This window comes from Vibrio sp. 10N.222.55.A1 (assembly GCF_041473835.1).
Lineage (GTDB): Bacteria > Pseudomonadota > Gammaproteobacteria > Enterobacterales > Vibrionaceae > Vibrio > Vibrio crassostreae_C.
In genome coordinates this window covers 18,530-42,373 of the sequence record NZ_JBFRSX010000014.1, presented here as the reverse complement: position 1 = coordinate 42,373, position 23,844 = coordinate 18,530, and the positions used below count along the sequence as shown (strand labels likewise).

The window sequence follows — 23,844 nt, the reverse complement described above, 5'->3', positions numbered from 1 at the left end:
AATCACCTCAATAATACGACTTAAACCTTCACCTCAAATATTCGACTATTCGAGTTTTGGGCTGCTAGGCGTCTTAGAATTTCAAGCATTTCTTCATCAGGGATCTGGCGAATAATATCACCGGTTGTGGTCTCATAAATGGTAACCACATCTCTCCCAGATTCTTCATCGACCTTAAAAGCCACACCTTTATTGAGAGAGGAGATAAACTCGTTTACCTTCTCCACCATTTTGACTCGCTCTTCATCATTTAACTCTTGTCTATGTTGAGCTAATTGAATCGCCGCTTCGGTAGCTTCCTCTTTCGATTTCTCTACCTTGTCATAAGATGTTGCTTCTTTTAGTCGCGAAAGACTCGACGCACTACTACCTTCATCGCTTGCAATTTTAATGCCATTAGGTGAGCCATAAGGCTGGATGTTCGATGCGTTGGATGATATTTCCATAACACTCTCCCTCCCTCCTTTATGAGCCAAACAGTAAAACTCTACCCAGAGTAGAGTTTACCGCTACTTACCGAGGTAAGTTTAGCCCAATAAGCTTAGAGCTGCTGATGGTGACTGTTTTGCTTGAGCTAGGATAGAAGTACTCGCCTGTTGTAGGATTTGAGACTTCGTCATAGCTGTTGTTTCTTTCGCGTAATCGGTATCTTTGATACGGCTCTTAGACGCATTAACGTTTTCGTTGATGTTGTCTAAGTTGCTGATTGCATGGTCAAAACGGTTTTGGAAAGCACCTAGAGAAGCACGTTGGCTATCAACAGATTTTAGAGCACCATCAATGATAGATACTGCTTCGTTTGCACCTGCAACAGAAGTTACGTCGATATCGTTAACGGTAACGTCTTTACCAGCACCGATACCTAGTTCGCCCGCAAGGCTGCCGCCAAACTCAACATCACCTTCAACTTTTTGGCTTGAAGCGAAAAGTTGCAGTTTACCGCCTTCACCCACAGACGCTTTAACGTCTTGGCTTTGACCATTGATGTAAGTTGCTAGCTCTTCGATATCGTTGCCTTCTTTAGCAGAGATAGATAGCTCTTGCGCTTCACCAAACTTATCGTTGTATTTGATTGTTAAATCAGCACCCGCACCTACACGCCAAGAAGCATCTTTGCCTTCTGTAACGCCGTAGCTCTTACCACCCATGTCTTGAGTGTCAGTACGCATGTTGCTCATAGATAGCATTACTGCTTCACCTGAGTCAGCACCGATTTGGAAAGATTGGCTGCCGTAAGTACCGTTCAGAAGCTTGTTACCACCAAAAGAGGTCGTTTCAGCGATACGGTTAAGTTCTGTGTTTAGAGCAGAGACTTCTTCTTGGATCGCAACACGTTCAGATTTGCTGTTCGAACCGTTTGAAGATTGAAGAGAAAGGTCACGCATACGTTGCAGAATGTTGGTTGACTCATTCATTGCACCTTCAGCTGTCTGTGCAATAGAGATACCGTCATTCGCGTTTTTCACAGCCATATCTAGGCCACGACTTTGCGACGTTAAGCGGTTAGAGATTTGTAGGCCTGCAGCATCATCTTTTGCGCTATTGATTTTATAGCCAGAAGACAAACGCTCCATTGATTTTTGAGTACCTTCAGCCGCGCTATTTAGGTAGCGCTGAGCCGTCATTGCAGACACATTTGTGCTTACATTAATCGCCATAGTTGATCTCCTTTAGGCATTTTTTAATGTACTTATGTGACTCTCACCTCACACTAATACATGTCAATTTTGTTTATGCACCAGTGTCTCTCTCACCTTACATTGGTACATATCATTTCTCTCAATCCCTTTAACGGCGCCTTAATTAGAAGCTTTAATAAAAAATGCGCTTTTTTTCATATTCTTTTCAACAACAAAGGAAAGTGTGATCGGGCTTCAATTAATAGGGCGACATTCGCTAAAGTTGCCCCATTATTTAAGTTAATGAGCGTAGTGTTGAATATAAAGTCAGAAGAGATCCCTGATATCTCGTTCTACTCGATTCTGGGGTGACGAAAGACTGCTTCGATGTAGTAAGCGAGGAAACCATCATTTCCCAATTCCCGTCACTCCCTACAGTGAGGAGCGAGCGTGATAGGGAATCTCGCTTTCCAATCAACGACCAACACCAAAACTCCCCCCTTCTCCAAATTGCAGGCAATAAAAAACCCAGCCGAAGCTGGGTCTGTTTAGCGCTCATCTCTCACCACGAGCTAATTTGTGGAAGCCTAACGTTGACGCTTATAGTCAACGTGGCTTTTTAATCGATTAACCTAGTAGGCTAAGTGCCGAGTTCGGAGCTTGCTTCGCTTGAGCAAGAATCGAGCTTGAAGCTTGAGAAAGGATCTGAGACTTAGTCATCTGAGTCGTTTCTTTCGCGAAATCGGTATCTTTAATACGGCTCTTAGATGCGTTAACGTTCTCGTTAATGTTGTCTAAGTTGCTGATAGCGTGGTCGAAACGGTTTTGGAAAGCACCTAGCTCAGCACGGTGGCTATCTACATACTTAAGTGCCGCATCGATAATAGCTACAGACTCTTGTGCGCCGCCAACTGATGTTACGTCGATAGTATCAACCGTTACGTCTTTGCCAGGTTGCATGCCTAGTTCGCCAGCCAGGCTGCCAGAGAATGCCACTTCGCCTTCAACCTTGTTGTTACCAGTAAACATTTGTAGCTTACCGTCTTCAGTTACAGACGCTTTAACAGAGTCTTGTTGACCGTTGATGTACGTTGCTAGCTCTTCGATGTCGTCACCCGCTTTTGCGCTGATGTCGATTTCTTGTGCTTGACCGAAGTTATCAGTGAACGACATTTTTAGGTCGTTAGAGCCTGCTTGAACGTTCCAATCTTTATCTTTCGCGTTCTCAGTTTGGTAGCTCTTACCACCCATCTGAGCGTTATCAGAGCGCATGTCTTTCAGTTGAAGCATTACCGCTTCACCGTTGTCTGCACCGATTTGGAATGATTTAGTACCGTGAGTACCGTTAAGCAACTTGTTGCCACCAAAAGACGTCGTTTCCGCGATACGGTTCAGTTCGTCGTTCAGCGCTGTTACTTCTTCTTGAATCGCTACACGCTCAGATTTTGAGTTTGAGCCGTTTGAAGATTGTAGAGACAAATCACGCATACGTTGCAGGATGTTAGTCGTCTCATTCATTGCACCTTCAGCTGTTTGTGCAATTGAGATACCGTCGTTCGCGTTACGTACAGCAACATCAAGACCACGACTTTGAACGTTCAAACGGTTCGAGATTTGTAGGCCAGCAGCGTCATCTTTTGCGCTGTTGATTTTTGAGCCTGAAGCTAGACGCTCCATTGATGTTTGTTGTGCGCTGTTTGCGTTGTTTAGGTAACGTTGCGCTGTCATCGCTGAAACGTTTGTATTTACATTCACTGCCATGGTGACTTCTCCAATTGATTTTCCGGTATAGCGGTTTCCGACGTCTCGGAAAACCAAGTAGTTATCTCTAAGTTACTTTTAATAACGGCGCGAAAATCAGAAGCTTTAGAAAAACTTTCAAAAAACCACAAAAAAAACATTAATCTAATATTTATCAACAACTTAATTTTCATCATTTTCTAATACAGCGATAGATTTCAATTGGAAAAAGATCTTAATCTGTTCAGAAAGCGTACGAACCGCCTTCTAAATGGCTCAAGGTCGAGAAATGATCAATCGCCAAAGATCTCTGACTTACGCAAATCTTGTGTAATAGATGACATTATTTGTCGTGAAGAAGAACCATCAAATAGAGATTTGGAAAAGGTAGTGCGAGAAAGTTCACAGGAAAATAAATAGCAAAAACAAGAAATACAGAAAGGAAAAAGCCCCTTTTCCTTTGAGAGAACCGGGGCTAGTTGGCGCGTCAGAGCCTGTGTGGAGATCATCGAGAAATGAACACATTTCCGACTTGCCGTTGCATTCTTACTGCAAAAATGGATAGCAGGTGAGAGATGAGAGAGCTAAACATTCAATAGTAAGTATGCTTGCCAGTTTCCCTTGCTGCATGGCTCACGTCTGAACACGAGCAGCAAGTTCAACCAATAACTATTGCAATAATGACATTGCAGAGTTAGGCAACTGTTTTGCTTGAGCAAGTATTGAAGTACCTGCTTGTTGCAGAATTTGTGATTTGGTCATTTGCGTCGTCTCTTTCGCAAAGTCCGTATCTTTGATTCGGCTGTTTGAAGCGTCTACGTTCTCTTGTACGTTTGCCAAGTTATTAATACTGTGGCTTAGACGGTTCTGTTTTGCACCCAAATCAGCACGCTGTGAATCCACGTACTTCATTGCAGAATCAATCACGCTGATCGCGTTCTGTGAACCCGCAACGCTGGTTAAGCTAACATCTTGAACCGAGGTTGCGCGGCCTTCACTCTTAATACCTAGCTCAGACGCTAGACCACCAGAGATAGACATTGGGCCGTCAAGGTCAGGTTCAGCAACGAACAGTTGAATGCGACCATCATCAGTAACCGATGCGTTCACAAGATCAGACTGACCATTAATGTAAGTCGCAAGCTCTTCGATATCATCGCCCGCTTTGGTATTGATATCTAAAACGATGTCTTCACCCGCTTTGGTTTTGAATTCGAACTTAAGATCGCTCGCTGTTGGCGGCACTTCCCAGTTCTTATCTTTCGCGTTTTCTGAATCGAACGTAGTACCACCCATACGGTAGTCATCTGCACGGATACTTGTCAGAGCCATGATCATTGCTTCACCAGAGTTAGAACCGATCTGGAATGAAGCTTCACCGAATGAACCGTTCAGTAGACGACGACCACCAAACGATGTGGTTTCCGCAATACGGTTAAGCTCATCTTGAAGTGCCATTGACTCTTCGTTCAGTGCAGTACGCTCTGCCGGCGAGTTAGTGCCGTTTGATGATTGAATCGCTAGATCACGCATACGTTGTAGTACGTTAGTCGATTCGTTCATCGCGCCTTCTGCTGTTTGAGCAATCGAAATACCGTCGTTGGCATTACGCATTGCCACATCAAGACCACGAGACTGAGCGGTTAGACGGTTCGAGATTTGCAGACCTGCCGCATCATCTTTCGCGCTGTTGATCTTGTGACCAGATGACAAACGCTCCATAGAAGTCGCTAAGTCATTAGACGCTTTATTCAGGTAACGTTGTGCTGTCATAGCAGATACGTTAGTGCTTACATTGATAGCCATTTTGCTCTCCTTATGAGTTCGCAAGCTTTCTGCGAAGCGGCCAGCTTTACTCTCATATGGATAAGCACTGACCGTGTATTACTCGATAAACCCTATACAAGGTTTAAGATCTGTATTAATCATTTATAACCAACACAGATACAAGTTGTATGCCAAGTTTAATATCATATAAATAATTTTTTAATTATCTAAAAATCAGAAGCTTACAAACAACACTGCGCAATTATGATTTTCTACTATTAGAAGATGAAAAACATTCACCTTCCTTATTGCCGTTTTTTGCCGCTATTCTAGAAACATCATGCTTCGTACAAAAAAGCGGCAAACTGTGGCGTCATTCGCACGTATGGCATAGCACATACGGCAAGGAATCAACGCCATGGTGATCGACAAGCCACCATTAAATACCGATTGATCATTAAATATAGTTAAACAAGGTCAGGTCTTTGGTTTTGCCAAACGCTTGTTGAGAAGCTTGTAGTGCTCGAGAGTTTTCATTGAACTCAATGATCGCTTTCGAGTAATCCAAGTCTTCAAAGTTGCTTTTTGCTTTTGCTAAAGACAACTTGAAATCTTCATGTTGTTGCTCTTGAATATCCAAAGTACTCAAGCGTGCACCAACATCGGTTCTTGCCTTGGTCAAATGGATAAACGCAGCGTGGAACTCTTCAGTTACTTGGTGCAGTTTCGCTGTTGCTGATGCATCCGATACCGGGTTTTCAGCCTGCTCAGCAGCCTCTTTGAACGTATCAAAGATAGAGAAAGTCTCTCGTGGTTCTAAGGTGATCGAATCACCTTTAGTGATTTGGCCTTTGATTTGAATATTCAGCCCTTCATAAACAATGCCTGTCGAAGGATCAAAATCTTCTGCCGCAACCACTGCGCCGTCTTTTTCAAGCTGATAAGCGAAATTGCCCGTCTGCATGTCGACAAACGTCACTTTATAAGTAGACCCATCTTCATCGCTGTTGGTCGCACGCCCGAGCAATAACTCAGACGCAGGTTCAAGCTCGTACTGAGGTTCGTAGTCACCGAACGGGTTGTCTATTTCCATAAACATCTTGCTGCCCGGATCATTCATTGCCATTTCAAAGCTGCTTGCCACACGCATCTTGCGTTGGTAGTCATCACCTTGATATGTCACATTCCCTTCGTTATCTCGAAAGAAAGGCTGATTTTTCGGCTTAGTGCCTGCAAACGTGTAGTTACCCGACTCATCTTGAGAGTTGGCTAAATGCAGGAAGTTATTCGCCAGTTCTTGAATTTCACGCTTCTTAGCTAAACGGTCTTCTGGAGAAAGCGCACCGTTGATCATTTCCATCACGGTTCGTTTTGCTTCATCAGCAAAGCCTTCAGTGTTAGAAACCAATACTTCATGATGCTCAAGACGGTTTCTGACTAGAGTAATCGCATCGACATACTGTTTAAGCTGTTCTGACTGCTGACCAATGTTCTGTAAATAGTGCGTCGCTAATGGGTCATCACTTGGCGACTGTAACTTCTTACCCGAAGCAAGTTGTGCTTGGTTGTGATGCACCTTGTTCTCTTGACGGCGCAAGTCGTTTTGTACTGACTGATAATTATGGAAGCTAGAGATACGATTCAACATTTATACCTTCCTATCTCAGAGCCAAAATAGTGTTAAACGTATCATTGGCTGCTTGCATGATACGTGAAGAAGCCATATACGCTTGCTGAAATTTCATCATGTTTGCCGCTTCTTCATCGAGGTTTACTCCCGAGATAGAAGCAATACGTTCTTGAGCCGACTGTTTTTCTAATGTCGCAATATCACTCAGGCGATTTGCCGTTGAAGACTTCAAGCCCGTATTAGTATTCAAGTTGTGGTAAAGGTCTAAAATCGTAGACTCACCATCATTCAACAGCTTTCCTGTTTGAAGATCTTGTAGCTTACGCAGGTTACCGTTGTCACCTTCTGATGGGACAAGGTTTGCCGTAAACTTATCATTTGCCACCGCACCGGGTGTGAGCTCAAACGTTGTACCGTTGATGGTCACTGGCCCTTGTGGCGGATACGGTTGAGGCTGCATTAAAATGTTACCCTTCGGATCCGTCACAGCAAACTGCTCACCTTTTGGTGAGACAATCACTTCAAACTCACGCAGTTGACCTGCTTCTAGGATTTTAAATCCCGCTGTACCCTTGGCAAACGTGGTCGATGCCTCATAACTTTGCGCAGCAATGTCTTTCGGGTCTTTGGTTTCCATATGAATCTGCGCAGCAAAATTACGCGTTGGACGCAGTAACAGTTTCTCTCCTAGTTCAGGAGGGTTACGTACTTCCACTCGCATGCCATCAAGATAAAAAGCACTACCGCTAGAGTCGGTCGCCATCTTAACGGTCTCACCGTTCGGCTTAGTCACGACATAATCACTGCCATCGTATTTCAGTCCATACTCACCGCCTTTTAAGGCAGAAGTATCATCAATGTATACCGCAACATCGGCTTTCGATTGCCCGCTAGCCGTGACACGAGATTTTGCCACCAGCTCTGAGTTCACGTCGGTAAACAAGTCCTTACCTACGTTGCCGTTAAGATCCAAACCTTGTTCTTGAAGACTATTGACCTCATATGAAAACGCGGTCGCCAAACGACCAAGCTCATCCATGATTGCTGGGATATGTTCGTCACGCATGTCTAGCATGGCGCCGATTTTTCCGTCGATATCACTGCTGGTGATCGGTTTTAAAGACTTACCTTCAACAATCGCTAGGCGGCGCTGATGTGCATCGGGTAAGCCATCAACCATCTTCAGCTGACTCGCTTCACTACCAGAGACCAAGGTATGGCCATTACCAATATGGACATTAAACCCTTCGGCATTTGAGCGTGGTGTCACCGTAACTTTGGTGTAACCAGAAAGCTCATTAATCAACTTTTCATGCTGATCTCGTAGGTCATTATGAGGCCCAGGAGTTCGCATCATTAAACGCTGAACATCACGGATCTCGTAAGCAAGTTGGTTAACTCGCTCGATACCCATATCTAATTTTTTATTCGTAGAATCAGACTGTTGACGAACTGTTTCATGAAATTCATTCAAGGTTTTAGTTACAAGCCCTGCTTTCTCTAACACGACCTTACGCGCACCCACATCATTTGGGGTATCGGCGAGAGTCTTAACGGAATCAAACCATTCGTTGAGGTTTTCTGGAATCTTCTTTGAAGCGACCGACGACAACATGCTCGACAGCATATCGAGGTTGGCTTCGGTATCGCCTTTGTTGGCGGCATTGGTTGTCGATAAGTTAAGTTCTTTGACGGCAAACTGATCCCAAGAGCGGCGAACATTTTCCACATGTACCCCCATACCGTAGGATTGCCCACCGTACTGGCGCGGGTCATTCACACCTTGAATCACAGACTGGCGGCTATAGCCCTCTGTGTTAGCGTTAGAAATGTTATGACCTGTGGTGTTGAGCTGTCTCTGAGCCGTAAGAACACTTTGTGCCCCTACATTCAGAAGATCCGACGCCATAATGCCCCCAAAAAACTTAACAAAACCAGAATGAACTGATTAACTACAACCGTATATTACTAAGATAAATGCAATATATGCGCCAACACAAACAATAGGAAATTAAAAGACGATAATTTATTGAAGTGTAAGGAGATAACTATGGATTACGCGTAAGAACTGAAGGGGCGGAGAAGAAAAGAGCCTGCCAGTAGCAAGCTCTCTATGTTGATTTATGACGCTAGTTCATCTCATCAATCTTGGCTTTAACTCGTAAAACCTTGTCTGCATAGTTAGGGTCAGTTGCGTAACCAGCCTGATGAATACCTTTGATGAAATTCTCTGAATTGCCTTGATGCTGTAGCGCCGTTTCGTATCTTGGATTTTCGTTCAAGAACTTCACGTAATCATTAAAGCTATCTTCGAAATTAGAGTAAGAACGGAAGGAAGCTGACTCTTTAACGGCGGTTTTGCCATGGAACTCAAGAGTTTGAGTCGCGACCTTATCGCCCTTCCAACTTCTATCTGCTTTGATGTTAAATAAGTTATTGCTGTTGCCCAAAGAGTTCTTAACCATTTTAGAACCCCAACCCGTTTCAAGGGCAGCTTGTGCCAATAGAAGAGACGAGTCCACACCAAGCGCACTTGCCGCTTTTTCCGCGTAAGGCTTCATTGAGGTCACAAACGATTCTGGAGAATCAAAGGATACTGGCTGTTTTGCTGCTTGCGCAGGTTGAACGTCTGACGCTCGCTCTTCCGAACGGCCTGAATATTGCGGTCTTTGCAATGAAGCATCAAAGCCTTCACTGCGAACCTTCTCTTCAGACGTATCGCTTGCTTGGCCAGCGCTTAACTGAGCTACAATCATGTCCGCAAGGCCTAATGAACCTGAAGCGCTTAACTCACTCGCCATTTGGTCATCTTGCATCTGACGATAGAACTGCTCGTTCTGGCTGTTCAACATATCCGACTTAAAGCTCGAGTTAGCATCGCGCATTGACCTAAACAACATCGAGGTGAAAATCGATTCAAACTGTTTTGCCGCCGCGGTTAATGCTTCTTTCTCGCTACCTTCTTCACCGTTTACCGCTTGTTGACGAAGGCGGTCTAGGCTACCGATATCGTGAATAAAGCCGATGTCATTGTTATTTTTAATCATGCTTTACCCCTTCTTAGATAATGATCAATTGGCCTTCAATCGCACCCGCTTGTTTCAGTGCTTGAAGGATTGCCATTAAATCAGAAGGTGCAGCGCCCACTTCATTGACTGCGCGTACCAAATCGTCCAGCGTTAGGCCAGGTTCAAATTTGAACATCTTACCATCGCCTTCCGTGATTTCGATATCAGAATCAGGGACCACTACCGTTTGGCCACCAGAGAATGCATTCGGTTGGCTTACGTTTAGATTTTCTTTAATTGCAACCGTCATACCACCGTGGGTGACCGCCGCCGCTTTTAGGCGAACGTGCTTACCAACCACAATCGTACCTGTACGAGAGTTGACGATGATTTTTGCAGAGCCTTCAGCAGGGTCGAACTCGATGTTTTCGATAGCCGACAAGAATGCTACACGCTGGCTGATTTCACGCGGTGCACGAACTTTTACTGAAGTTGCGTCTACCGCTGAAGCCATTTGTGGGCCTAGGAAATTATTAACCGCATCAGCCATACGCTGAGCCGTTGTGAAATCTGATTGGATTAGGTTGAAGGTGATGTAGTCACCACGACCGAATGGCGTTGGGATCTCTTGTTCAACCGTCGCACCGCTAGAGATGATACCAACGTTAGGGTTGTTACCGACAATCTTAGAACCGTCGTTACCTTGTGCACTAAAGCCACTTACCACCAAGTTACCCTGCGCGACCGCATACACTTGACCGTCTAGACCTTTCAAGAAGGTCTGTAGCAAGGTACCACCACGAAGGCTTTTTGCTGAACCGATAGAAGAAACGGTTACGTCAACTTCTTGCCCTTGCTTAGAGAATGCTGGCAGTTCAGCAGTCACAATAACAGCCGCGACGTTTTTGGTTTTTGGCTTAGTGCCGGGCGGCAATTGGATGCCAAAATTTTGCAGCATTGCGTTAAATGTTTGATCGGTAAAGGGAGTTGTCTCACCAGTACCCGGCAAGCCCGTGACCAAACCATAACCGACAAGTTGGTTACTACGAACACCCGCCACTTTTGCCACGTCTTTGATTCGCGCAGCATGGGCACTGGTGGCAAGAAATAGCATGCCGAATAGTACGAGTGTCAGTTTTTTCATTGAGTAACCTGTCTGTATTGCTTTAATTTATAATAGCTTAGCTAAATGTGGCTGAGTGATAGAGGCTGTCAGTATGTCGTCGTCCTATCAAGCTCTACAGAGATACATTAAAGAATCGTGCCAAGAATCCAGGCTCTTGCATATCTTTCTGTACGCCAGTCCCTGAGTACTGAATTCGTGCGTTAGAAACACGGTTTGAAGCAATGGTATTTTCGAAGTCAATATCGTCTGGACGGATGGTACCGCTTAGGCGGATGTACTCATCGCCGGTGTTCAGTGTCATCCACTTCTCACCACGAACCACTAGGTTGCCATTAGCTAATACTTCGATGACTTCAACGGTAATGTAGCCGCTGATGCTGTTACTTTGGTTGGCTGACGCATCACCAGCAAAAGTATTGGTGTTACTCAGATCATAAGAGAAGTTGTACTTGTCGATCGTCAGATCTTGACCACCAACAGCCAGCGGCTCCATTGATGCATCATTCGACTTAGACATGTCTGCGTTGGCTTTTTTGGTCGCTCGAGTATTCTCATCTAACGCTACAGTAATTATGTCACCAATACCACGCGGTTTTGAGTCGTCATACATGCTGCCAATGTGGTTCACATTAAACAGTGAGCCCGTTGCCGCTGCGTAATGCTCTGGTTTCTGCTTGGGGTTGATTGGCGCCCATGCAGGGTCACCAGCAATTGGATCGGTTCGCCCACGAAGCGTGTCAATAATGCCAGAGCTCTCTTGCGCCGACTTATCACCTTCCACAGCATCAACCACTGTGGTTGCATTTTCTTCTGCCGGAGTCTCGATCGGGTCCAGAACAGCACATCCCGACATAGACATAAACATAAACAAAGCTAAACAAAAAATACGTTTCATGGCGATATACTCTCAGCAGGCAGTGGTAAATGGGTCAATTAGCAAAAACAGATAGATTAATTAAAAAAGTAAACGGCGAATAAACCAATTACAGCTGTTGGTTAACAAAGCTCATCATCTTGTCTACTGACGAGATAACTTTCGAATTCATTTCGTATACACGCTGAGCTTCAATCATGTTTACCAGCTCTTCGGTTACGTTTACGTTCGATGTTTCTAGCATCGATTGGCGGATGTTACCCAGGCCATCAAAACCCGGTACACCCTCTTGTGGGTCGCCACTCGCGCCAGTTGGCAAGTAAAGGTTTTGACCTACTGGCTCTAGACCACCTGGGTTTACAAAGTCAGTAATGGTAATTTGACCAACCACGACGTTGTTTTGCTCGCCACGTAGACGAACCGATACTTCACCGTCGTTACCAACCGTTACCGAGATCGCGTCTTCAGGAATCACAATTTCTGGTTGTAGAGGATAACCTTGGCCCGACGTTACGATCGCGCCTTCACCGTTCAGTGTGAACTGACCATTGCGGCTGTAACCTGTTTCACCGTCTGGCATTTCAACTTGGAAGAAACCGTCGCCTTCAATCATCATGTCTAGGCTGTTAGATGTCGTTTGTGCGTTACCGTGAGTGTGCACTTTTTGAGTCGCGACGACCTTAGAACCGGCACCCAGCATCAAACCACTTGGCAGCTCAGTATTCTGAGACGATTGACCACCCGGTTGATTAATATTCTGGTAGAACAGATCTTCAAATACCGCGCGGCTCTTTTTAAAACCAATGGTCGAGGCGTTGGCAAGGTTGTTCGAAATCGTTGAGATATTGGTTTGTTGGGCGTCTAAACCCGTTTTACTTACCCATAATGCTGGATGCATAGCAATGTCCTTTAAATTCTATTAGCTCATACGAAGCAGTGAATCAGACGACTTGTCCATTTCCTCTGCTGTGCTCATCATTTTGACCTGCATTTCAAACTGACGTTGTAAGTCAATTAGGCTGGTCATTTCACCTACGGCATTTACGTTACTGCCTTCGATAGCACCTTTTAGCAACGTCACCGCTGCATCTGCTTCGTATGCCTGATCTGGGTTTTTCGAACGGAATAGACCATTCGTGTCTTTAAACAAACTTTGGTTGTCTGGACGTACAAGCTTAATACGATCAACCACGGCCAATTCTTCAGCTGGAGCGCCTTGAGGAATCACCGAAATCGTACCGTCTGTACCAATTTCTACTTTGCTGATTGGGATTGGCAGCGTGATTGGTGCATCGTTTTCACCAAGCACTAAGTGACCGCTTGCGTTGGTTAGTAAACCGTTTTGGTCAACCCTTAGGTTACCGTTACGTGTTAAACCTTCACGGCCAGTATTGTCCATCACTGAAATCCAACCATCACCTTGAATGGTAACGTCTAGATCTCGGCCAGTAGTAACCACACTACCCTGAGCGAAATTATGACCCGGACGCTCTGTCATGCTGAAAACACGAGTAGGCATGCCTTCGCCATACGCTTGCATTGAACGTGCCTGTGCTAAATCAGCACGGAAACCCGTTGTACTTACGTTGGCAAGGTTGTTTGCACGTAGCTGCAAAGCTTGCATATTTTGCTTAGCGCCACTCATGGCAAGAAACAGTGCGCGATCCATAATTTTGCTCCAAAAATCATCTTCTGGGGCTAATAAAGCAAACACTGTGCCAATATTTTTAACTGTTATTTATCAATAATTTAAATAGAAAACGAACAAGAAGGGTGATCATCAAAGGATCATTGAGGAAGAATTGTTGCCAGTGGCATTACCGGGCGGCAATAGGGGCGGCAAATAAAAAGACAAACAACAATACCCAATTCAATAACATTGAATTGGGTATTCGCAGATGATTCAAACGCTTTAAACGATTAACGAATCTGAAGAATATTCTGTTGTAGCTGGTTGTGTACTTCTAGAGAACGCGAGTTCGCCTGGAAGTTACGTTGAGCAGAAATCAAATCAACCAGTTCTTGAGTCATATCGATGTTCGACTGCTCTAGCGAGCCGTTGTTGATGCTACCAAATGAACCTTTGTTCGATTCACCCCAGATCTTGTCACCAGAGTCGTTGGTAGAATCCCATTGAGTACCGCCTTTCTTATCCAGACCTTGCTCATTTGGTACACGAACCAAGCCTACACGGCCAAGCATCACGTTTTCACCATTTGAATAAGTACCTAGAACACTGCCGTACTCATCGAAATCGATTTTTGTTAAGAAACCTGTTGTCGCGCCATCTTCATCAAACTTAGTCAATTCAAACGGAGCGGCAAACTGAGTTGAAGAATCTAAACCAAACTTAAGCACTTGAGTTGGATCAGCACCGTTCAAGTCAATAGGGTTCGCACCAGCACCCAGTGGTTCCGAGTTAATCGGCTGACCATTGTTTAGGCTTGCTAACGTACCGTCATTGTTGAACTTCATTGTGTGACCAACATGACCTTGTGCATTCGTCGCATCACCACCAGTAATGTTGACCGGCTTTTCACCGTTCTCATCTGACATGGTGTAGTACGTTTGCCAAGTGTTTGGTTGAGTCTGATCTTTGAGGTAGTAAGTCGTTAACTTGTAAGACTGACCCATAGAATCGTATACCGTCGAAGACGTTGCACGGTTATAAGTATCAGCATCTTTGAAGTTAAATGCAGCCGGGTCTTTAAGATCACCGTTTGCAGGAAGGTTAACCCCTACTTCAATGTTTTCTGTCTGTTTTGGCTTACCAAACTCAGCAGGAATGTCGAGAGGCTTTGGCGCGTAAGAAAGAACTTCACCCGAGTTTGGATCAACATCGTAACCTAAAAGAAACTCATCGTTAGCGGTAACCATGTAGTTGTCTTTGTTTAGGTGAAATGCACCATTACGCGTTAATTCGTTAATCTCTGGCACCATGCGGTCTTTCGATACTGCAAAGAAACCTGTACCACTTACACGTAAGTCCATTGGGTTGTTCGTATAAATACTTGAACCTTCGTGGAACTGTTGCGCCACTTGGCTAGCTTGCGCACCGCCACCTGCCGTCGTTTTTGCGTTAGTGAACAACGAGCTTGAGTAAACATCACCAAACTCGGCACGAGACTCTTTAAAGCCAAATGTGTTCGCGTTCGCAATGTTGTTACTGGTTGTATTCAGGTCTAATTGTGCAGCGGATAGGCCGCTTAAAGCTACATATGACATTCCATTATTCTCCTAATCTATCTAGCTAGCATAGTCACTCAATAAAGAGCTACGCTTTACCAACTTCTAGTACTTCAGCAAGTCGTACTGGCGATGTGAAACCAGCCAGATTGAGTAGTACGTTGCCATCGCCCTTACCAAGAAGCACACTGTTCACGTTCGCATAACTGGAAACTTGGAACTCTGTGTTCTCGCCATCCAGCAAACCCGACGCTTTCACGTTGTATTTACCGGCCGGCAATGGGTTACCGTCTTCGTCTTTTCCGTCCCATTCAACACGTGTATCACCAGATGGTTTAGAGCCGATATCAAATGTGCGAACCAATTGGCCAACTTCGTTCTCAACACGGACCATTACATTGTCCATTGCCTGAGGAAGCTTAACCATTGCCGCCATACCGCCATCACCGGGTTTTACACCTGCCGCACCAGGAACCAATACATCACGCCCAACTAAAGAGGAGGCCTGAAGAGCTTGGTTAGAGGTCATTGATGAATTCAAGCTTTCAAACTGTGTATTCATTTTGCCAATGCCATCTACAGTCGCAAATGAAGCCATTTGCGCAATCATCTGGTCATTGCTAACCGGCTTGAAAGGGTCTTGTTGTGCTAGTTGCTTAGTCAACAAAGATAAGAAATCTTCTTGTTTAAGATCCTGCTTACCTGTTGTTTCATCGGGCTTTTTAGCGCCATCTTGAAGACTCTTCAGCTGGTCAACATAGGACAAGCCGCTTTGACCAACATTGTTGTTGATTCCAGCCATGTGCTACCTCCTTATCCTTATTGACCCATCTGCAGCGTACGCAGCAGCATTTGTTTACTCGAGTCAGCAACCTGTACGTTCGTTTGGTACGCACGTGATGCCGAAATCATGTTTGCCATTTCTTCCATAACGTTGACATTAGGCTTGTAGATATAGCCTTCGTTGTTCGCTAATGGGTGATCCGGGTTGTACTCCGCGCTTAGCGGCTTATCGCTTTCCACAATACCTAATACTTTCACAGGCACAGTGTGACCACTGTTGCGTGCTTTATTTAACTCAGCGCCGAACACTGCGTGACGAGCCTTGTAAGTTTCTTCAGCAGAACTACTTACACTGTCCGCGTTCGCAAGGTTGCTCGAGGTCGTATTTAGACGAACAGATTCAGCACTCATCGCAGAACCAGTCACATTGAATACATTGAATAAACTCATCTAATTATTCCCCTTTAATCGCTTTAGTTAAATTCTTGAACTTACTTCCTAAGAAGTCGAGAGAGGCTTGATGCCTAATTTGGTTTTGCATGAAAAGGTTTCTTTCCAAATCCAAATCAACCGTGTTGCCATCTCCTGTATCAGGTTGGGTAGGAATACGATACTTCGTTTCCCCGTTCACCGTTGTTGAGGCAGAAATGTGCCGACCATCTGTACGGCTAAGACCAATGCTTGCCCCAGAACTTGCCGCTTGCAGTGATTTCTTAAAGTCTAGTCCCTTTGCTTTATACCCAGGCGTGTTTGCTTGCGCGATATTGGTGGAAAGCACCTCAGCGTTACGCTCACGTACACCAACTGTGTGCTGGTGAATGCCCAAAGCATTGTCAAAAGAAATAGCCATGTAAACCTCAACTCAAGAACTGACTGTTATGAAATAACCAAAGCAATATATATACCAACTTTTAAAACGAGGCGATCTATCAATGCTTTTACAGGTTACTCGTGGGTAAACTTGCAATATACAAGCCAAAAAATAGAGTAAATTGGAATGTCACTCTGACTTAAAGATATAGCTTAAGCAGGAAAAAGAAAACCCAGCACTTGGCTGGGTTTTAAATTTAGACGGTAACGTTACACCTAATATGGGTGCCACTCGTTACTTTAATTTGTAGATGATGCCTGGATTACAGCGAACCATTTCAAAACGATCGGTTAAGCCTGTTAACGATTCAGACGCACCCAACAGTAAGTAACCACCAGGGTTCAGGCTATTTGCCATCTGGTTAAGTACCTTTGACTTCATATCAGGCGAGAAATAAATCAGCACGTTACGACAGAAAATAATGTCGAACTTGCCTAACAATGCATAGCTGTCCATCAGGTTCTGAGGGCGGAAGTTCACCATGCGCTTGACGTTATCTTTCACTTTCATACGGCCATCGCCCGCATCTTCAAAGAAAGTACGACGGCGCTCTGGAGAAAGTCCACGTCCCAATGCAAGGTTGTCATAAGCGCCAGTACGGCACATATCCAACATACTTGCTGAGATGTCAGTTGCGGTAATCGATACATTTGGCAGCATACCTGGCTTACGAGCTTGAGTTTCAAGAATCGTCATTGCCATTGAGTATGCTTCTTGGCCTGAAGAGCTTGCCGCAGACCAAATCTTAATAGGACGTTTATTTGCCGCTATTTCCGGTAGAAGCTTATCCGCAAGCACAGCAAACGGGTAAGTATCACGGAACCAAAGTGTCTCGTTCGTCGTCATGGCATCGACAGCAGCCACACGCAGCTCACGGTTTCGACCTGTTACTACATCTCTCAACAAATCAGACAAAGAAGCTAACTTAAACTTCGTTACTAATGGGCTTAGACGACTGCGCACTAAATACTGCTTGCTGTCACCTAATACAATGCCACATTGAGATTCTAAGAAACGGCTGAAATCGCGATACTCTTGATCACTTATTGTTATAGCAGTCATTAATGTCTCTTTTAGTTAGTTAACGCAGCTTTTACAGCTGCACCAAGCTCATCTGGGTTGAATTTAGCGATGAAGGAGTTAGCTCCAACACGCTCAACCATGGCTTGGTTAAATACACCACTCAACGATGAGTGTAAAATTACGTATAAATCTTTAAGTTCGGCGTGACGACGAATCTCAGCAGTCAGCGTATATCCATCCATTTCTGGCATTTCGATATCAGAAATCACCAATGAAATTTGATCGTAAATACTGCCTTCTGATGACATCTGTATCAGCTTCTCGTAGGCTTCTTTACCATCCTTCACCGAGATAACTTCAAAACCAATCGACTCAATAGCACGTTGAACCTGCTTACGAGCAACGGTCGAGTCATCAGCAATCAAGATGCGGCGAACCAGTTCTTTCTCTTGTTCTACTTTCGCAATATCTTCAGCAATCTTGCTGTCCATTGTTTCATCAACAGGAGAAATTTCTGCAAGGATCTTCTCAACATCAAGAATTTCTACCAATTCATTATCAATGTTGGTTACCGCTGTCAGGTAGTTAGCTCTACCTGCGCCATCTGGCGGCGGAAGAATCGATTCCCAGTGCATGTTAATAATGCGCTCAACTGAACTTACCAAGAAACCTTGAATGGTTCGGTTAAACTCAGAGATAACCACAAAACACTTTTCAATATCCGTTGTAGGACGGCCACCAATCGCTAAGCTCAAGTCGATCACAGAGATCGTTTGGCCACGAATGTGTGCTACACCTTTAACCAGTGGGTTCAAGTTTGGCATCTTTGTCAGCTTAGGGCATTGCAGCACTTCTTTTACTTTAAAGACATTAATGCCGTAACGCTGACGCCCCATTAGGCGAAAGGTTAGTAATTCTAATCGGTTTTGACCGACGAGTTGCGTACGCTGATTCACCGAATCAAGAATACCCGTCATGAGCTCATCTCCATATCAAACTTTTTTGTATAAAAAGTGTTAGTCTACTGCAGGCTACGAACCACCAGAGAAACGGAATGACGTATTATAAAACAAATTTGCCACCTCTTTCCATAGCAATGTGTAGAGCTACTTTTAAAACTGTCGCTAAGTTTATCGGCATTTTATCAATATTGTTTAGTTTTTTTGTACAAGCTGCGACCCCAGAACAAATTGAGATGATTCAGTCTGCAGCGGAGCAACATATCCTTGATACAGTTGAGCAGCCACAAGGTGGCGAACTCTTTGTTAATTCAGCAAATGTTGACTCAAGAATCAAAGCGACAGACTGCCCAGTGCCTTTAGAGACCAGCGCCTCAACCACCACCAATACCCGCAGCAGTATTACGGTTTTAGTGCAATGTGTTCCTGATGAGTGGCGTGTTTATGTACCCGTGCGTCTTTCGATGTCGGTGCCCCTTGTCACCACCACTCGTTCACTCGCGAGAGGCGAAATCGTCGGTCAATACGATGTCACCACCGCTATGATTTCTCTTAACAAGTTTCGTCGCCAAGGTTTCACAGCCCCACAACAAGTCATCGGCGCTAAGGTAAAAAAGAACCTAAGACCGGGCGATGTTGTAGAAAGAGGTGATATCTGTGTCGTCTGCCGAAACGAGAAGGTTATCATACAGGCAGTAAAAGGTGGCATGACCATTACCACCAAAGGGACTGCGCTTACCGATGGCTCTATGGGTGATCAAGTAAGAGTGAAAAATGACAAATCACAGCGTATAATTGAAGGAATTGTTACCAGCATGTCTGAAGTCACGGTTTACTTTTAACTCTTTACTTCTAAATTGACGGTATCGTTAGCGATTTCACCCTCAACTCTAACGCCAAATATAACGGCTGCGGTGTTTTGTCCCTTTTCGACTATTGAGCTAAAAATTGCTAAAGTATTCGAACCCTTGGTCGATATTGACTGTACAGGTTCCCATTTTTGAAGAAAAAGGCTTAACTATGGCAGGCATTGATAATATTCGTTCAGGGCAAACCCTAACGACCACTAACCGATCAGCAGTACGCTCTGATTCTAGTTCTGAGGCATCACGCTCTGATGTATCAACTAAATCACCAGCAAGCAAAGATGCAGTTTCACTGAGCCAACAAGGCAAAGCGATTGGTCAGCTCCACCAAGATATGGCAGCACAGCCAAGCTTTGATTCTGTGAAAGTAGCAGCGATCAAAGAAGCAATTGCGAATGGTTCATACACTGTCGATCCAGAGAAACTGGCTGACAACATGATCAAGTTCGAAGATGAATTAAAAGGCCTTTAAGAAAACACTAACTTTTCATTGAAGTTATTGTCTTAAAGTACACGAGGTTATGAATAGGTTTACGTTATGGCGGCACTAGCAGATTTAGTTAATTTTCAACTTCAAAATGCCAAAGCCTTATCTGAATTACTAAGTTCAGAGAAAACCGCTATTACGAGCCGACAATCAAACGATATTGAGCGAATCGCCAAAGAAAAAGTAGTCCTTGTTGAACAATTAAGATCAACCGATCAGCGAATCGCGACCCATACCAATATCTCAGAACTGACCGAGAATCCTGAACTTGCTCAGTTAGTCACTAAGATCCAGTCCATAGTGCACGATTGCCAGCAAGCGAACCTTGTGAATGGCGAAGCCTTAAATCGAGCGCACCTTAGCTTCAAAAAACTCAGCAATATGATGCAGCAAAGTCACGGAAAAATTGGCATGACCTACAATGCCGGTGGTCAAACGCATACTATCTCTACGCTGGGAACCAACGTAAAAGCCTAGTTAAGTTAACTCTTCCTCTTCAGTAATACCCCTTGTTAACCGTTTATCTGTATCTCAGACTATTCCTGTCGTTATCTTTTATTAAAACACCTAATCAGCCTTTGAACACCCTGACAAAATCGATAAACAAAAAAGCGGCAAGTATTTTCATACTTGCCGCTTTTACATCCATATTAGTTATTGGTTGCCGATATGCCATCTGGAAAGCGAGTAGCAACCAATATCACTGAATATTCAATTCGAACACCGAAATTAGAACAGTGTTTGTTGTCTCTTCTCAGGTACTGCCTGAACTTCACCGTAGTTACGTAGCTGATCCATCTTGCGAATATCCAACTGAAGCTCTGTTACGTAGCTATCACCCACAGGGTAACTGCGCACCACTTCTGCGCCACGGATAACACCATCAACCGCACCTGACGTACGCTCTGTACCAAGCCGTTGATCTTCAAGTTCTGCTCGACCGCTTACTCGCATGCCGTAAACCTGTTCAGCAAGCTCACGATAAGCATCGATCTTAGAGGCTCTCATCGCGCGGATACGTCTCTCTTCGTCGTTACGACCTTTCTGCTCACTGATACTCGCATAGCCAACAGCCACTAAGAAATCATCAGGTCTCATGCTCTGCAATGGCTGACAGCCAACAAGCAATAAAGCGGCAACAACAAACATTAACTTCTTCATCTCGAACTCCTAAGGGCGAAGAATAACAGTATAAGGCTGACTGATCGTTGGATCGGAACGAATGATCACGCCATCTTGAGTTCGAATACTGTTGAGAGTATCTAGGTCACGGCCAATACGGTCTGCAGGCAAGAAGCCTTGTGCCGTCGCCACGACAATGCGAGTTTGCATGCCAACAACACGAGCATTGACTAACACACCACCTTCTTGGCGAAGCATAGTGCCTGTCAGTACGTACTGTACGTCTTGTTCTTGAGCTAAGTCTTTCCAATCGCGGCTTAACGCAAAGTCACCTTGATGAGTCACTTGAATAGAACCTGTTGTTTTGAAATCAACAACCTTGAAGCCACGACGCTGAAACTGATGAATGAAACCTTCTGATACCGAGTTGCCTAGCCAGTTCGTTGTGTCCATGTGCTGCAGGTCCACAAACGAAGTAATTGCTATTGGCGTTCTCGCTGAAATACTTGTATTCGAAATGATCAAATCTTCGGTCATACTTTCCACGAAGAAATCCATGGTATGACGAGGGCTATCCATCAACATAAACTGACTGCCTGAATATTCAGACTTGCCGTTATAGATTGGCGAATAAGCGCATGAGGTCAACAACATGACACTCATTACTACGAGCCATTTTTTCATTCTCTTATCTCCAGATAGGTTTAGTGCTCCCTGTTCCAATATGTTCTCACCATTATTCTTTTCAATGGATTACAATGTTGGAACAGTCTTTGCTTTTCATTAATGGTTCAGATTAAGAAAAACGCACTTAAGTCAGCTTCAAGCTTATAGTTATTTGTTAAGCAATATTTATACCCAACTGGTAACGAATAGATGAAAAAAATAATTTCTTACTTATTTTCAATAAGTTCACTGATAACCATAAGCTTCAGTGCTCATGCCTCTTGGTATGAAGTTACCGGTACCGCAGCCATCGTATCCTCAGAGGAAACGGCAAGGGTTCATGCTCTGGAAGACGCGGTATATAAAGCGATCCAGTTCTCAGGTGCTGATATTGGTAGTATCTCCAACCTCACGCCGTACCTCGACGCAAACAAGAAAGAGTTTCAATTTACCAATCATGAAGTGCGCTACATCTTGGTAGAGAAAGAGAAAAAACGCAGTGGCAATATAATGATCACCGCAAGGATCGATATCTATCCTTCGGCAAATGCTTGCCATGAGAGCCAATACAAGAAGACATTTTTAGTCGGCAACATTGATGTGACCTCCCCTCAGCAAGCTGTAATGGGCAGAATCTATAACATTGGTGATGATTTTGGCCATGTCGTGGACCGACAGCTGGCGCAAGAGTCTCGCAGCTTTGTTTCCGTTGGCACGACCAATTACGATATCGACAAGCGTCGACCAGAGGTGATCAAGATGATCGCCCAAGACACTGGCGCGCAGTACATCATTGGTGGCGACATTACCGATTTAACCGCGACCATCGAATCCAAGCTTTTGAAAGACGACATCATCAATCGTCAGTTTGCGTTAGAGATGCAAGTCTTCGATGGTAAAACAGGACATCAGGTTTACAACCGTAGCTATCGTGAAGTGGCAAAGTGGCCATTTGCTAAGACCAGTGAAGTGGACACCCGCAGTGCTCGTTTCTGGGCATCAACCTACGGCAGTATGATGCTGCGTGTTAGCCGCAATATTATGTTGGACTTGGAATCTGAAGTGTCATGTAAGATCACGCTTCCAGAGGTGGCAGCGGTATTTGGTAACACGGTGACCATTGATTTAGGTCGAATGCATGGTGTTCAACAAGGTGACAAACTGCAACTGTGGCACACAGGTTCGTTTATCGACCAACGCGGCTTGCCACGTAATAAGGTATCTCAAAGCGATATCACACTGACCGTTTCTCGCGTTTATGAAAACGAAGCGGAACTCACGATTGATCAGCCAAGCCTTGCGGGAAGCATTCAAATTGGTGATGTGATGCAGAAAATCATGTAGTTAGCGACACTCTCGTCTCAGAGTTTCTAATAAAGCCTTAGCAAAGATGCTAAGGCTTTATTTTTTTCATGGGTATTAGTTTCGGTTTTGCAGTATTTGGCGTAATCTTATTAATAACATAATCATCACTTAGCAAACTATGAGTCAGAATAATCTAATTGGTGCTACCGGTTACCGCTTTATCTCGAAAGGTAAAACCGCTTTTAAGATCCACATCCATACTCCCGAAGATACGGTGCTGCATCGGTCGGTCGGTTTTGTTCGTATGGGTGAAGACAAAGCACTAAAGAAAACCATTAAATTAAGAGATGAACTGGGCAGACAGCTTTGGGGTAAATTTTGGCCCAAAGTCCTCAAAGAGCCCTTCCTGATGACGCGCCTGCCTCATAGTTTAGAACCCAAAATTGTATTCAAGCCAAATCCAACTCAGAGTGATCCTGAGCACCGCGACGAGTGCTACATCGCTAAGTGGCGCGTCTTCTCTGAGAATGGTGACTACAAGTACAAAACCAAGGTATGTTCAATCAGAAAGCACGGCCGACTTGCAGCTTATAGCCAAACCAAACGTGCGCTGCTTGATGCTCACAAAGACGTAATTGATCTACTTATATTTATGGGACGATTGAACAGCATCGACTTAAAATAGGCTTAAATCCGATTAAGCTGACCGCCCATATTTTTCAGATACAAAAACAGCCGCACATTGCGGCTGTTTTTAATTTATGACGATCCATCGTGGCAATTTAGAGTATTGCTACATACAAAATCGATTA

The 23,844-nt window shown here is 44.4% G+C and carries 24 protein-coding genes; 5 read left to right on the top strand and 19 right to left on the bottom strand.

From position 1 onward, the window contains the following. Nucleotides 1-20: 20 nt before the first annotated feature. The 17 genes from flaG to AB4493_RS04140 all read right to left on the bottom strand — a co-directional run bounded on the left by flaG (nucleotide 21) and on the right by AB4493_RS04140 (nucleotide 18,604). The gene (flaG, locus tag AB4493_RS04220; protein WP_017066380.1) at nucleotides 21-446 is read right to left on the bottom strand and encodes a flagellar protein FlaG; all 426 of its coding nucleotides are present in this window, start codon (nucleotides 444-446) and stop codon (nucleotides 21-23) included. 81 nt (nucleotides 447-527) lie between these two features. Then, complete coding sequence (locus AB4493_RS04215) at nucleotides 528-1,658, bottom strand: flagellin (RefSeq protein WP_017066381.1); 1,131 nt, start codon at nucleotides 1,656-1,658, stop codon at nucleotides 528-530. Between the two features lie 588 nt (nucleotides 1,659-2,246). Beyond that, entirely contained in the window at nucleotides 2,247-3,380 is a 1,134-nt protein-coding gene (locus AB4493_RS04210; RefSeq protein ID WP_048616124.1) for a flagellin, read from the bottom strand. Between the two features lie 648 nt (nucleotides 3,381-4,028). Further along, nucleotides 4,029-5,165 (bottom strand): flagellin, encoded by a 1,137-nt coding sequence (locus AB4493_RS04205; protein ID WP_017064128.1) that lies wholly within the window; start codon nucleotides 5,163-5,165, stop codon nucleotides 4,029-4,031. Between the two features lie 418 nt (nucleotides 5,166-5,583). After that, on the bottom strand, nucleotides 5,584-6,774 hold the full coding sequence (gene flgL, locus AB4493_RS04200; RefSeq protein ID WP_017064129.1) for a flagellar hook-associated protein FlgL: 1,191 nt from the start codon (nucleotides 6,772-6,774) through the stop codon (nucleotides 5,584-5,586). Between the two features lie 10 nt (nucleotides 6,775-6,784). Then, the gene (gene flgK, locus AB4493_RS04195; RefSeq protein ID WP_017067655.1) at nucleotides 6,785-8,665 is read right to left on the bottom strand and encodes a flagellar hook-associated protein FlgK; all 1,881 of its coding nucleotides are present in this window, start codon (nucleotides 8,663-8,665) and stop codon (nucleotides 6,785-6,787) included. Between the two features lie 220 nt (nucleotides 8,666-8,885). Then, complete coding sequence (gene flgJ, locus AB4493_RS04190) at nucleotides 8,886-9,803, bottom strand: flagellar assembly peptidoglycan hydrolase FlgJ (protein ID WP_136974753.1); 918 nt, start codon at nucleotides 9,801-9,803, stop codon at nucleotides 8,886-8,888. A 13-nt stretch (nucleotides 9,804-9,816) separates the two neighbouring features. Beyond that, nucleotides 9,817-10,908, bottom strand: coding sequence for a flagellar basal body P-ring protein FlgI (locus AB4493_RS04185; RefSeq protein WP_017062257.1), 1,092 nt, complete (start codon nucleotides 10,906-10,908; stop codon nucleotides 9,817-9,819). Between the two features lie 94 nt (nucleotides 10,909-11,002). Further along, a complete protein-coding gene (flgH, locus tag AB4493_RS04180; protein WP_372154557.1) occupies nucleotides 11,003-11,785 on the bottom strand; it encodes a flagellar basal body L-ring protein FlgH in 783 nt (260 codons plus the stop codon). Between the two features lie 88 nt (nucleotides 11,786-11,873). Further along, nucleotides 11,874-12,662 (bottom strand): flagellar basal-body rod protein FlgG, encoded by a 789-nt coding sequence (gene flgG / locus AB4493_RS04175; protein WP_017062259.1) that lies wholly within the window; start codon nucleotides 12,660-12,662, stop codon nucleotides 11,874-11,876. A 21-nt stretch (nucleotides 12,663-12,683) separates the two neighbouring features. Further along, entirely contained in the window at nucleotides 12,684-13,433 is a 750-nt protein-coding gene (flgF, locus tag AB4493_RS04170; RefSeq protein WP_017056855.1) for a flagellar basal-body rod protein FlgF, read from the bottom strand. Between the two features lie 251 nt (nucleotides 13,434-13,684). Then, nucleotides 13,685-14,989: a flagellar hook protein FlgE gene (flgE, locus tag AB4493_RS04165; protein ID WP_017062260.1), complete on the bottom strand. Its 1,305-nt coding sequence runs from the start codon at nucleotides 14,987-14,989 to the stop codon at nucleotides 13,685-13,687. Nucleotides 14,990-15,038: 49 nt separating this feature from the next. Further along, entirely contained in the window at nucleotides 15,039-15,752 is a 714-nt protein-coding gene (flgD, locus tag AB4493_RS04160; RefSeq protein ID WP_010439286.1) for a flagellar hook assembly protein FlgD, read from the bottom strand. 17 nt (nucleotides 15,753-15,769) lie between these two features. Beyond that, nucleotides 15,770-16,183, bottom strand: coding sequence for a flagellar basal body rod protein FlgC (gene flgC / locus AB4493_RS04155; protein ID WP_004736176.1), 414 nt, complete (start codon nucleotides 16,181-16,183; stop codon nucleotides 15,770-15,772). A gap of 4 nt (nucleotides 16,184-16,187) precedes the next feature. Further along, nucleotides 16,188-16,583: a flagellar basal body rod protein FlgB gene (gene flgB / locus AB4493_RS04150; protein WP_004736175.1), complete on the bottom strand. Its 396-nt coding sequence runs from the start codon at nucleotides 16,581-16,583 to the stop codon at nucleotides 16,188-16,190. Nucleotides 16,584-16,838: 255 nt separating this feature from the next. Beyond that, a complete protein-coding gene (locus AB4493_RS04145) occupies nucleotides 16,839-17,666 on the bottom strand; it encodes a protein-glutamate O-methyltransferase (protein WP_004736174.1) in 828 nt (275 codons plus the stop codon). 11 nt (nucleotides 17,667-17,677) lie between these two features. Then, nucleotides 17,678-18,604, bottom strand: a complete 927-nt coding sequence (locus AB4493_RS04140; RefSeq protein ID WP_017066180.1) for a chemotaxis protein CheV — start codon at nucleotides 18,602-18,604, stop codon at nucleotides 17,678-17,680. A gap of 77 nt (nucleotides 18,605-18,681) precedes the next feature. Between AB4493_RS04140 and flgA the strand changes: the two genes are divergently transcribed. From flgA to AB4493_RS04125, 3 genes are all read left to right on the top strand, one after another. Continuing rightward, the gene (gene flgA / locus AB4493_RS04135; RefSeq protein WP_017062262.1) at nucleotides 18,682-19,428 is read left to right on the top strand and encodes a flagellar basal body P-ring formation chaperone FlgA; all 747 of its coding nucleotides are present in this window, start codon (nucleotides 18,682-18,684) and stop codon (nucleotides 19,426-19,428) included. Between the two features lie 178 nt (nucleotides 19,429-19,606). Next, nucleotides 19,607-19,924, top strand: coding sequence for a flagellar biosynthesis anti-sigma factor FlgM (gene flgM / locus AB4493_RS04130; RefSeq protein ID WP_017062263.1), 318 nt, complete (start codon nucleotides 19,607-19,609; stop codon nucleotides 19,922-19,924). Between the two features lie 66 nt (nucleotides 19,925-19,990). Continuing rightward, complete coding sequence (locus tag AB4493_RS04125) at nucleotides 19,991-20,416, top strand: flagella synthesis protein FlgN (RefSeq protein WP_017062264.1); 426 nt, start codon at nucleotides 19,991-19,993, stop codon at nucleotides 20,414-20,416. Nucleotides 20,417-20,668: 252 nt separating this feature from the next. Here the strand turns inward: AB4493_RS04125 and flgP are convergent, their stop codons facing one another. Continuing rightward, on the bottom strand, nucleotides 20,669-21,100 hold the full coding sequence (gene flgP / locus AB4493_RS04120) for a flagellar assembly lipoprotein FlgP (protein WP_016791311.1): 432 nt from the start codon (nucleotides 21,098-21,100) through the stop codon (nucleotides 20,669-20,671). Nucleotides 21,101-21,109: 9 nt separating this feature from the next. Further along, nucleotides 21,110-21,745 (bottom strand): FlgO family outer membrane protein, encoded by a 636-nt coding sequence (locus AB4493_RS04115; protein ID WP_017064137.1) that lies wholly within the window; start codon nucleotides 21,743-21,745, stop codon nucleotides 21,110-21,112. A gap of 192 nt (nucleotides 21,746-21,937) precedes the next feature. Here AB4493_RS04115 and AB4493_RS04110 point away from each other — a divergent pair, with 192 nt between their 5' ends. Continuing rightward, nucleotides 21,938-23,071, top strand: a complete 1,134-nt coding sequence (locus AB4493_RS04110) for a flagellar assembly protein FlgT (protein ID WP_017064138.1) — start codon at nucleotides 21,938-21,940, stop codon at nucleotides 23,069-23,071. A 139-nt stretch (nucleotides 23,072-23,210) separates the two neighbouring features. After that, nucleotides 23,211-23,717 (top strand): Fe3+-citrate ABC transporter substrate-binding protein, encoded by a 507-nt coding sequence (locus AB4493_RS04105; protein WP_123301878.1) that lies wholly within the window; start codon nucleotides 23,211-23,213, stop codon nucleotides 23,715-23,717. Nucleotides 23,718-23,844: the final 127 nt, after the last annotated feature.

What these genes read in the sequence shown, in the direction of transcription:
- AB4493_RS04145 (WP_004736174.1), bottom strand. Translation starts at nt 17,666, where the DNA reads ATGACTGCTATAACAATAAGTGATCAAGAGTATCGCGATTTCAGCCGT.
- flgD (WP_010439286.1), bottom strand. Translation starts at nt 15,752, where the DNA reads ATGGCTGGAATCAACAACAATGTTGGTCAAAGCGGCTTGTCCTATGTT.
- flgC (WP_004736176.1), bottom strand. Translation starts at nt 16,183, where the DNA reads ATGAGTTTATTCAATGTATTCAATGTGACTGGTTCTGCGATGAGTGCT.
- flgL (WP_017064129.1), bottom strand. Translation starts at nt 6,774, where the DNA reads ATGTTGAATCGTATCTCTAGCTTCCATAATTATCAGTCAGTACAAAAC.
- AB4493_RS04115 (WP_017064137.1), bottom strand. Translation starts at nt 21,745, where the DNA reads ATGAAAAAATGGCTCGTAGTAATGAGTGTCATGTTGTTGACCTCATGC.
- AB4493_RS04105 (WP_123301878.1), top strand. Translation starts at nt 23,211, where the DNA reads ATGAGTCAGAATAATCTAATTGGTGCTACCGGTTACCGCTTTATCTCG.
- flgB (WP_004736175.1), bottom strand. Translation starts at nt 16,583, where the DNA reads ATGGCTATTTCTTTTGACAATGCTTTGGGCATTCACCAGCACACAGTT.
- AB4493_RS04215 (WP_017066381.1), bottom strand. Translation starts at nt 1,658, where the DNA reads ATGGCGATTAATGTAAGCACAAATGTGTCTGCAATGACGGCTCAGCGC.
- flgJ (WP_136974753.1), bottom strand. Translation starts at nt 9,803, where the DNA reads ATGATTAAAAATAACAATGACATCGGCTTTATTCACGATATCGGTAGC.
- flgG (WP_017062259.1), bottom strand. Translation starts at nt 12,662, where the DNA reads ATGCATCCAGCATTATGGGTAAGTAAAACGGGTTTAGACGCCCAACAA.
- flgA (WP_017062262.1), top strand. Translation starts at nt 18,682, where the DNA reads ATGACGTATTATAAAACAAATTTGCCACCTCTTTCCATAGCAATGTGT.
- AB4493_RS04140 (WP_017066180.1), bottom strand. Translation starts at nt 18,604, where the DNA reads ATGACGGGTATTCTTGATTCGGTGAATCAGCGTACGCAACTCGTCGGT.
- AB4493_RS04185 (WP_017062257.1), bottom strand. Translation starts at nt 10,908, where the DNA reads ATGAAAAAACTGACACTCGTACTATTCGGCATGCTATTTCTTGCCACC.
- flgE (WP_017062260.1), bottom strand. Translation starts at nt 14,989, where the DNA reads ATGTCATATGTAGCTTTAAGCGGCCTATCCGCTGCACAATTAGACCTG.
- flgM (WP_017062263.1), top strand. Translation starts at nt 19,607, where the DNA reads ATGGCAGGCATTGATAATATTCGTTCAGGGCAAACCCTAACGACCACT.
- AB4493_RS04205 (WP_017064128.1), bottom strand. Translation starts at nt 5,165, where the DNA reads ATGGCTATCAATGTAAGCACTAACGTATCTGCTATGACAGCACAACGT.
- flaG (WP_017066380.1), bottom strand. Translation starts at nt 446, where the DNA reads ATGGAAATATCATCCAACGCATCGAACATCCAGCCTTATGGCTCACCT.
- AB4493_RS04210 (WP_048616124.1), bottom strand. Translation starts at nt 3,380, where the DNA reads ATGGCAGTGAATGTAAATACAAACGTTTCAGCGATGACAGCGCAACGT.
- flgH (WP_372154557.1), bottom strand. Translation starts at nt 11,785, where the DNA reads ATGAAACGTATTTTTTGTTTAGCTTTGTTTATGTTTATGTCTATGTCG.
- flgF (WP_017056855.1), bottom strand. Translation starts at nt 13,433, where the DNA reads ATGGATCGCGCACTGTTTCTTGCCATGAGTGGCGCTAAGCAAAATATG.
- AB4493_RS04125 (WP_017062264.1), top strand. Translation starts at nt 19,991, where the DNA reads ATGGCGGCACTAGCAGATTTAGTTAATTTTCAACTTCAAAATGCCAAA.
- flgP (WP_016791311.1), bottom strand. Translation starts at nt 21,100, where the DNA reads ATGAAGAAGTTAATGTTTGTTGTTGCCGCTTTATTGCTTGTTGGCTGT.
- flgK (WP_017067655.1), bottom strand. Translation starts at nt 8,665, where the DNA reads ATGGCGTCGGATCTTCTGAATGTAGGGGCACAAAGTGTTCTTACGGCT.
- AB4493_RS04110 (WP_017064138.1), top strand. Translation starts at nt 21,938, where the DNA reads ATGAAAAAAATAATTTCTTACTTATTTTCAATAAGTTCACTGATAACC.